General features: G+C 36.4%; 11 protein-coding genes and 3 pseudogenes. 1 reads left to right on the top strand and 13 read right to left on the bottom strand.

The features are described 5' to 3' along the window. Nucleotides 1-3: 3 nt before the first annotated feature. The 13 genes and pseudogenes from ADF75_RS06970 to ADF75_RS10680 all read right to left on the bottom strand — a co-directional run. The gene (locus tag ADF75_RS06970; protein WP_000126416.1) at nt 4-1053 is read right to left on the bottom strand and encodes a DUF389 domain-containing protein; all 1050 of its coding nucleotides are present in this window, start codon (nt 1051-1053) and stop codon (nt 4-6) included. Then, entirely contained in the window at nt 1050-1373 is a 324-nt protein-coding gene (locus tag ADF75_RS06965; RefSeq protein ID WP_000825751.1) for a potassium channel family protein, read from the bottom strand. The genes ADF75_RS06970 and ADF75_RS06965 overlap by 4 nt, the downstream gene beginning before the upstream one ends. Then, the gene (locus ADF75_RS06960) at nt 1370-1729 is read right to left on the bottom strand and encodes a hypothetical protein (protein WP_000397555.1); all 360 of its coding nucleotides are present in this window, start codon (nt 1727-1729) and stop codon (nt 1370-1372) included. The genes ADF75_RS06965 and ADF75_RS06960 overlap by 4 nt, the downstream gene beginning before the upstream one ends. Beyond that, entirely contained in the window at nt 1654-1956 is a 303-nt protein-coding gene (locus tag ADF75_RS10310) for a TMEM175 family protein (RefSeq protein ID WP_006151097.1), read from the bottom strand. The genes ADF75_RS06960 and ADF75_RS10310 overlap by 76 nt, the downstream gene beginning before the upstream one ends. A 569-nt stretch (nt 1957-2525) precedes the next feature. Then, a complete protein-coding gene (locus ADF75_RS06955; protein ID WP_225915803.1) occupies nt 2526-2810 on the bottom strand; it encodes a hypothetical protein in 285 nt (94 codons plus the stop codon). A 69-nt stretch (nt 2811-2879) separates the two neighbouring features. Next, nucleotides 2880-3014, bottom strand: a complete 135-nt coding sequence (locus ADF75_RS10880) for a hypothetical protein (RefSeq protein ID WP_023024363.1) — start codon at nt 3012-3014, stop codon at nt 2880-2882. Between the two features lie 43 nt (nt 3015-3057). Next, nucleotides 3058-3396, bottom strand: a complete 339-nt coding sequence (cadX, locus tag ADF75_RS06950) for a Cd(II)/Zn(II)-sensing metalloregulatory transcriptional regulator CadX (protein ID WP_000711078.1) — start codon at nt 3394-3396, stop codon at nt 3058-3060. Nucleotides 3397-3407: 11 nt separating this feature from the next. Then, on the bottom strand, nt 3408-4022 hold the full coding sequence (locus ADF75_RS06945; protein WP_002911684.1) for a CadD family cadmium resistance transporter: 615 nt from the start codon (nt 4020-4022) through the stop codon (nt 3408-3410). Between the two features lie 299 nt (nt 4023-4321). Continuing rightward, complete coding sequence (locus tag ADF75_RS06940) at nt 4322-6385, bottom strand: heavy metal translocating P-type ATPase (RefSeq protein WP_002893754.1); 2064 nt, start codon at nt 6383-6385, stop codon at nt 4322-4324. Nucleotide 6386: 1 nt separating this feature from the next. Next, on the bottom strand, nt 6387-6665 hold the full coding sequence (locus tag ADF75_RS06935; protein ID WP_002902306.1) for a DUF6110 family protein: 279 nt from the start codon (nt 6663-6665) through the stop codon (nt 6387-6389). Nucleotides 6666-6845: 180 nt separating this feature from the next. Continuing rightward, a pseudogene (locus ADF75_RS06930) lies at nt 6846-7436 on the bottom strand (IS256 family transposase); the annotation flags it as partial. Between the two features lie 148 nt (nt 7437-7584). Beyond that, nucleotides 7585-7918 (bottom strand): annotated as a pseudogene (locus tag ADF75_RS10845) (diacylglycerol kinase family lipid kinase); the annotation flags it as partial. 3 nt (nt 7919-7921) lie between these two features. After that, a pseudogene (locus ADF75_RS10680) lies at nt 7922-8065 on the bottom strand (IS982 family transposase); the annotation flags it as partial. A gap of 350 nt (nt 8066-8415) precedes the next feature. On the opposite strand from ADF75_RS10680, the gene ADF75_RS06915 reads away from it, so the two are divergent. Further along, nucleotides 8416-9020: DUF1269 domain-containing protein (locus ADF75_RS06915; RefSeq protein WP_048789611.1), on the top strand; the 605-nt coding region annotated here is incomplete at its 3' end.

The raw sequence follows: 9020 nt of genomic DNA, 5'->3' as shown, positions 1-9020 counted from the left end.
TCCTCAATCCTTGTCTGCTTCATTTTCTTTTACGAGATCGTTTTGTGAATCTTTTTCAGAGAGTTTTTGATCAATATACTTGTCAATGTTTTCATAAAATTCCTTGGTCGCTTCACTATCTAATGTTGGCGAGTTCTGAACTTGATTCACTTTCAATTGAACAGATTGAATACCGTAAGAGGCTTGTTTTTGGTGGAGTGTTTCTAATTCTTCTTCTGAAATCGGATCTCCAACAACCGTCAAGACCAATTCATTGTTACTTGACTTGTAGACTTGATTAATAACCGTATAATTGGCGAACTCTTTTCCTACAAACTGTTTGATCCCTTCTTTGCGCGCTTGTTCTATTGTCAGAGTAACTGCCGAATAGCTAGCTGGAAGAATCAACAATACAATCAAAGATATCAAGCCAATTCTCATTTTAATGCTCAGCTCTTTAAATGAAGTTAAAGGAGATTTTCTCATCAAAATTCTTGTTCCAACAATGTTGGCTAGCATGATAAAGACACAGTTGATCAAGAAAAGATAGAGAGCCCCCAATAAAAATCGTACATTCCCATTAGCTAAACCATAGCCAGCAGTACAGATAGGCGGCATCAGAGCTGTAGCAATGGCTACTCCTGGCACGATATTGTTTGCTTCTTTTTTCCTTGAACCGATCACACCAGCAATCCCACCAGCAATAGCAATGAGGACATCCCAAATGGTTGGAGAGGTTCGTGCAATCAACTCGCTACTTGCATAAGACAAGGGAGAAATCCAGAAATACAGAGTCGAGACAAGCAAACTGACCAACACTTGAGTCAATAAAACCTCTAGAGATTGCTTGATTAAACGCGTATCAAAAATAGCTAAACCGAATCCCAGTCCAACAATCGGTGTCATGAGAGGTGAAATCAACATGGCTCCTATAATGACAGCTGTTGAATTCATATTTAGTCCGATAGAGGCAATAAAAATTGCACACATCAAAATCGCTGTATCTCTCAATCGAACATGAAGGTCATCGTATAATTTCTCACGGTATTCCCGTGTTGAATAATTGGCAGTCATTTGTCCTCTCCTCTTTCCTTATTTAAATTGGTATAATAATTAAAAATAACAGCTGATAAACAGCCAAAAAATATGAGCCCATAAATCGTCAAGAAGACACTGGTAATCCTTCCAATCAAGGTCACAGCTAGGAGATCCCCGTAGCCGACAGTCGTCGAAGTCACAAAAGCATACCAAAGACCGTCTCCGTAATTTGTGATAGCAGGTTCAACTAGGAAAAGCACGCCTCCTGACCCAAAAACAAAGGTCACAAAACTCAGAGCAAACCGAGTAAAACCCGTAACCTGCATAATATGCCATAACATTTTTAAACGTTTCATTTGTTCTCCTTATTCATACTAGCTCCTGACCGAGCCGTTTTTTTCCAATAATCAAAGTGAAGATAGGACATGATCTCCATCAGAGAAAGATAGACAAACTGATAGATCTGATTTAAGCTGATTATCAACTGATATTGTTTGAAAAATGACTGGAAGAAAGACCAGATATGACTGTCTTGAATCAGTCCCTTCTTAATATCAGACAGGATATTAGCTAAAGCTCCCAAGGACTGAAACGGTAAATCCTTGACATTTATATAGATCCGGTCCACCACATCATTCAGACTGGTATCTTGGATGGCATGAAATTCTCCAAAGAGAACTCCTGCCGCTCCAAGAGTAGAAACAAATTCCACCAAATAATTTCTGAGGAAATTTTCTCAACCTTTTCCCATAATGTGTTTAGTGCCATCCATAACGATCCCAACCAGAAAAAGGAAAGAAAACAAGCAAAGAAATTTTGCCGTAAATCCCAAAAAGCTTCAAGACTTGGTGTTGTTGGTTTTTCTAACTCTAAAACCAAGATGGTCATAATAATTGCTAGAACAGCATCTGTCAATACAATTAATCTGTCTTTCTTCATCGGATTGCATCCCCTTTCTTTTTTGTAACATTCTATCTTATCGCATAATATTGGATATTCTTTCATAATCCGACTACAAACAAAAATAAACCAAAAAGTATGTCCCTATTATACTATATTTAACTCTAGAAGTATTCATCCATCTAATTAATAAATATATCATATTTCACAATAAGTGAATACTATCAAAGATTCATCCCCTTTCACTTCATCATGTAGTGTTGCTTAGATTTATCAAAAACAACCAAATTTGTATTAATTTCAAGTATCACCTAGTTACAAAAATTTGGGGTGAACAGAAAAAGCATCCCGTATTTTTGATACGAAATGCTTTCAATAAGTTTAAATAAGTTTTAACGTTTACTAAATTGTGATGCTTTACGAGCTTTTTTCAAGCCTGGTTTGGAAAGTATGGATTTCAGTTGGACTAAAAACAGCGTAATATCAAGGATTTTCTGAACAATATCTACTTTTTAATTTCATAAAATCTGAATCAATATTTTTAAAATAGGGGAATAGTTTAGGTCTCTAAGCATTAAAATAATACACCTAACTTTGGTCACCGTTTTTTAGTTATTCACTCTTTTTTCAGATAGTGTTTTTAAAGTTATGATGTAAAATGCCGCAATTAAAACACTATACATCATAATCGGAGGATAGACAATTAAAGATAGAATCAATCCCACTCCTTTAATTATTAGGTCAGGTATCAATAACTTCCTATATTGTGCGGTAGCTTCAAGTAATTCTTTCTGATCTATATTGGGTTTATCAATTACTTTATGTAAAAACCAGTTTGCTACCGTTGAAACAATAACGATCAGTCCATAAAAGAGCTGTGCCGTATGATTCATGAAATGACTACTAACTATTCCAGTAGCATAGGGCATAAATGAAACAAAAAATAAAAGATACAAATTCTTTCAAATTTCTCCCTTTTCAATTTGCCTAACTTGACCTGCATTACCTAGGTCGCTTTGCTTTAAATTATACTTTTTTCTTAAACATTTAATACGAGTAGGTATTTCTTGTGAGTAATTTTCATCAAAAAATTTCATATATAATCTCCCTATAATCATGGAAAAGTAGTAAAAATAGTTGTTATCCTAGTTGATTAAAAAAATCTCTGATTTCCTCATCTTTTATAAAATAATATATAATTTTCCCCTCTCTTCTAGTGTCCAAGATGTTTTGATTGGCTAGTTTACGAAGATGGTGGGAGGCAGATGCCATACTGAGATTTAATAAACAGGCTATATCGCAGACACAGAGTTCTTCGACGGCAAGGAGATAAAAGATGATATTTATCTGTTTATTATCGGTAAATTTTGATAAAATGCGAAGTGATTTTTGGACTTTTTCCTTTTCAAGGTAGTTCGTTGCGGTTGTAACATTTTGTTGATTTATAACATCCACTTGACAGATACTATCTTTTTTCATAATTTTTTCTCCTAGCCTAACACAGCCCATAGCATGTCAAAGCTGTTGTTTTCAATCAGGATATACATCCCCAATCCTAAATAGACAACGGCAATAAACCATCTGCTATATTTTTCCAAAGTTTCTCCAACAGAAGGGACTTGTGCTAATTTTTGGGCAGAAAAAACCAAGAGATAAATCATGACTAGAAAAGTAAGTAAAGTCACTATCAAATTCGCTAAATTTAAGGTGGTAAAATATGGGACAAAGACACCAATATTGTCAGCGCCACAACTTGCAAAAGTAATCATAGCGACTAGAAAAATCAGGTTTTTATTGTCTTTTCGCAAACCATCTTTTGCAATAGCTTCTCCATCAGAATCTCCTAAAAGCAAAACTTTGAGGCCTAGGAAAATTGGAATCAAACCGAGTAAACCTAAAATCTCTTTACTAGGAATATAATTTAAGACAAATGCAAAAAGCAAACTTAGGAATATTAGACTAACAGAGCCTAGAAATTGTCCTAAATAGATGTTAATGATGTCCTTTCTGCTTTTTCTTTTGGCAAAAAATAACATTAGGATAATAAGTAAGTCTACGGCTGTCCCAGAATACAGGATTATTGAAGTAACAATATTTTGAATCATAAAACACCTCATTCAAATATATTTTTGAATGTATTCTAACATTAACCTTTGTAGATGTCAACTTAAAATCCACCAATTAATAATTGCATGTCAATATTTGTATTGTGAAACTAGTTTCAGAAATATATAGTCTTAAAGTATGTCCACTGCCAATGGTTTTTTCAATATTTAAAAGGAGAGAACCAATTTGGTCCTCTCCAGGGTATAATTTTCCACCAACCCACTACAGTTGACAAAGAACCGTTATTCTCAAATGAGACAACTCCTTTTAGTTTTTATAACCTCAGCTTCTCGGTCTCTTACCTACTTTTAATAGAAAGACTACGAAGGACGATTCTTAAAGTAGTCAGATTGTGCAATATCGAAAGATTAGATGGGCTTAACCAATTTAACAACCCAAATCCAATTAAACTTCCATTTATTACAACTGTTTCTTGAATATTTCTTTGAATTAATTTCTGCAACGATTCAGATAAAGAATTCAATTCCTCGAAGAAATCTAAACGATTATCTAATAATAAAATATCACTCATCTGCTTAGAAATATCAGCACTTTCATTCATCACAACCCCAATATCTGCAAGCGTCAAGGCAGCAGAGTCGTTTAACCCGTCTCCAACCATCAAAATAGTTCGGCCAGCTTTCTGTAATTCCTGAACCAACTGAAACTTACCATCTGGTTTTAAATCAGTATAAACGTTGTCAAATGGCAGATCTTTAACCAACTCTTCTGTTCTAGCCAACGTATCACCAGTTGCCAGAATCAGTTTTTTCCCTTGGCGCTTTAGCTTTTTCAATGCAACTTTCGCCTCGCTTCTCAAGGGAGTGTGGATACAAAACATCCCAATTAATTCTTTCTTATAAGCCAAAAACAATAAATTGTAATGAGTCTTATATTGCTCAATCAAGGCCAGCTGCTCAGAACTAATTCTTACCTGTTCGTCTTGCATTAGTACATAATTTCCAATGACAACCGATTGACCATCAATTTGCGATTTAATCCCTTTGCTTGCAACATACTGAAGCTTGCCATGCATTTCTTCGTGTTCAATGCCTTCAATTTCAGCTTGTTTAACAATTGCATTGGCAATAGGATGATAGATATGTTCCTCCAAACATGCACTTATTCTTAAAATATCTTTCTCAGTATAATCTCCGAAAGGAAGAACCTTTTCAACCAAAGGATAACTCGTCGTGATGGTACCCGTTTTATCAAACAAGAAAGTATCCACTTCCAGATATTTTTCTAATACATCACCATCTTTAATAACCATTTCTCGATTTAGACCTTCCTTTATGGCCGTAAGGTAGGCTACAGGTGTGGATATTTTTAGAGCACATGAAAAATCCACCAATAAAAAGGAAATGGCTTTTGAAAACGAACCTGTTAACAGATAAGTCAAACCAGCACCTAAGAAGTTATATTTTACAACCTTGTCTGCCATCCTAATAAAATGACGTTGTTTTGTCTTCTTACTCTCTTCAGATTTTTTCATCAGATTGATGAGTTGCAAAATACGACTGTTTATCTGATTATCAGTCACACGAATTCTTAACTCTCCTGTTTCCAAAACAGTATTCGCACATACAGAATCTCCCTCTTTCTTTTCAACAGGGAAGCTCTCTCCAGTCAAGGAACTCTCATTGACCATGCCTAATCCTGAAACCACTTGGCCGTCAAACAAGATTTCATTACCTTGGGAGACAACTAATACATCACCTACTTGAACATCAGAACTCTTGATGCTGATGACCATGTCTCCCCGCACTAAGAAAACATCACTTTCTTTAGCAAGAAGGCTTTGTTCCAAATCTGTTGCTGTTTTTTTTAAAGACCACTGATCCAGATGATTACCCAAATCAAGCATAAACATGATGTTGCTAGCTGTCTTGGATTGGTTCATAAACAAGGACAACAAAATGGCCGAACAGTCCAAGACCTCCATGGTTAGTTCCTTGCGCGCTAAAGTTTGATAGGCTTCTTTGACATAACCCAAAGCCTGATAACAAGTCCAAATATAACGAATAGGGTAGGGTACAAAACTTCGAAACAGCAAACGCTTAATCGCTGCACCCGATACAATTGAATAAGCACTCTCTTCTCTACGAATGGGAAGAGTCATCAAGTCCGAAACTTTCCCCTTGTCAATTTTTTTTAAAAAGGCCTCTGCATTTTCTAATACAGAGAAGCCTTCTTTCATACGTAGAGTAAAGTGCTGCTGATCCATATAAAACTGAATAGAGTCGATCCCTTTTTCATCTTTAGCCAAGGAACGAAGATAATCTTGAATATCCAAGGTCAGTGAAAACGAGGACGATAATCGGATATGTTGATATCCTCTGTGTAGCACTTTAAAAGACATATTATTCACCTGTCAGGCTATCTAATTGTTCTTCTTTCTTTTCCTGTTCGTATAAATATTTAGCGTCTTGTAAAACATCATCACCGTGTTGTTTTACAACAGAAACAGATGCATCCAGTCCATCTTTCAATTTGTAAGCTTTAGCCAAGGCCTTAGAATAGCCTTTCTTAGCTTCTTTACTTGCTAAGACTTTCAAGCCAAGCGTCCCAAATGCTACCCCTCCTAAGAAGAGAGATGATTTTTTCGCAACTTTTACGACGTTTAATACTTCTTTTAACATGTTTATTTCCTCCTTGTAACTATTGTAGCGAAAAATGACAGCAAAAGCAATTGCTGATATCTGATATATAGATAAAATTCTCTATACTGATATTTAATTATATTATGATGAAAACAATATACTTTATTTTTTGATACTGTCAATAATTATGTGTAAACACTTAAGTAGAGTTACGGAGTGTTAATTAAATAAGCTTTCAAGTGTATCAGAACATTGACCAAACCCTTTATGGATTCGTTGACTTTGCTTGAAATTATAATCTTCAAACAACGTAACTAAGTAACGTTCCAGAGCCTCCTCATTAGGAAAAAGAACCTTCTTTTTCGTTTGATGTTTGATTTCTTTGTTAAGAGACTCAATGAGGTTTGTCGAATACATGCTGTGCCAAATCTGGTAGGGAAACTGATAAAAAGTTAAAAGATTATCCGTCTTCTCCAGACTTTCCATGACTTTCCTATACTTTGGTTTCCATTCGGCGAGAAAGTCCTCTAAAGCTTGTCCTGCCATTTCTAAATTTTCAGCACGATAAATCATTATAAATTGCCCCAGAATAACCGCTCTATCTGCTCGTTTCACTTTACTAGCTAGATTTCGACTAATATGAATTAAGCAACATTGTTGTTTAGCTAATGGGTGAGCCTGACTGATAATCTGCTCAAGCCCCTTAAAGCCATCTGTAACTACAAGAGAAATCTGTTGGATTCCTTGGTTTTGAAGCTTGTCTAACAGGGTGGACCAAGAAGCATTGTTTTCTTGAGGCAACTGTGCATAGCATATCTCTATGCGACTAAAGTCGCTAGAGCTATCCTAATTGCGCACCGCCAGTTCTCATAGAAAAAAACACCTTGCAAGATGCAAAGTGTTTTCGTTTGTATTCTGCTGTCCAGCAACGAATTAACGTTTAGAGAACTGGCTAGCTTTACGAGCCTTTTTCAAGCCTGTTTTCTAGTATTTTTATATCTATTGGCAGATTATCCGACTTATCCCCATCAACATCTGACTCTAACTCAACCTCTGAAGAAATCCTAATATTGCGTACTTTGATATATTCGATATTATTGTTACCTACTAGATCCCCTTTTTAATAAATCTGGGATAGCCGATAATTTAGAAATGATGGATGAATCCTTTAAAATCAAGATATTTCCATATTCATCTGTATTTTCATCAAATAGTTTTTTGTCTGCATAGTAATTGGATAGAAGAACTAAGACCTGAGTAGCTTCACCTTCATAATTGCCATTTTTGCTTTCAAAAGGTAATAATTGCTTGTTCATAGCTTGGCGAATCAGTTGCACCAGCCAAATTAATTGTCTTGACCGACGAATAAAGCGACTTCTTTCAAGGATTCGACCATAAGGAAACAGTTGGCAGATTCTATAAAAGTGTCGATGTGATTCGGCACGCTCATCAGACTCGCTACACAGAGCTGGTACATAATATCTGCTATAATTTTCTGGAAGATTTGGTCAAGCGGTCTTTTAGCCGTGTGACAGGCATACAGGAAAAACACTATTTATTTACTTTTTGCACGGGAGGCTTTAAGATGTTGCTGGACGCCTTTCTTGATAATCACTCAGAGTCGCCAGAGTGTCTGGGCTGGGATATGGCAAAGATATACCGCTGCCTGAAACTGTTCTTTGACGCTGATAAACGCGACATATCAATTAAAATGTCGCACTAAAATGATTGAAAAGTGATTGAAACTGTATTATAATGAACGTATATATTTAGAAAAGAGGTACTAACTATGGAAAACCTAGTAGTTTCAATCTTTAACACTGAAAGCGAAGCTTATCAGTCCTTTGCGGATTTGAAGGCTTTCCGCCAAACTCAGACGACCAAGGTTGCTCAAATCGCCTTGGTCAAAAATGAAAACGGTCACATCGTTGAAAAAGAACGCTATGACTTTGAAGATTCAACGACGGATGCAACCCTAGAAGGTGGCTTGCTCGGTGCAGTTATCGGGCTTTTGGGTGGTCCTATCGGCGTCTTGTTTGGTTATGGTATGGGTAGCCTCTATGGTTTGGCTGCTGGTGATGGCATTGATACGGCAGAAACTGGCCTGATTGACGTTGTTTCTCAGAAATTGACTAACGGTGAAACAGCCGTTGTTGCCTTGGTGCAAGAAGACAACGAAGCAGTCATCGATGCTTACTTCACCAAGTACGACACCCAAATCATGCGTTGGGATGTAGCAACCGTCGTAGCCGAAATCGAAGCAGCTCTGCAAGTCCAAGAAGACCTCTACAACCAGGCACGTGCACAAATGAAGGCTGAACGTAAAGCCGAACGCAAGGATAAACTTGAAGAATTCAAGGCAAATGTCAAAGCAAAATTTGACAAATTGAAAGC

The organism is Streptococcus sp. 1171_SSPC (assembly GCF_001069335.1).
Classification (GTDB): Bacteria; Bacillota; Bacilli; order Lactobacillales; family Streptococcaceae; genus Streptococcus; species Streptococcus xiaochunlingii.
This window is presented reverse-complemented; position numbering and strand designations above follow the sequence as displayed.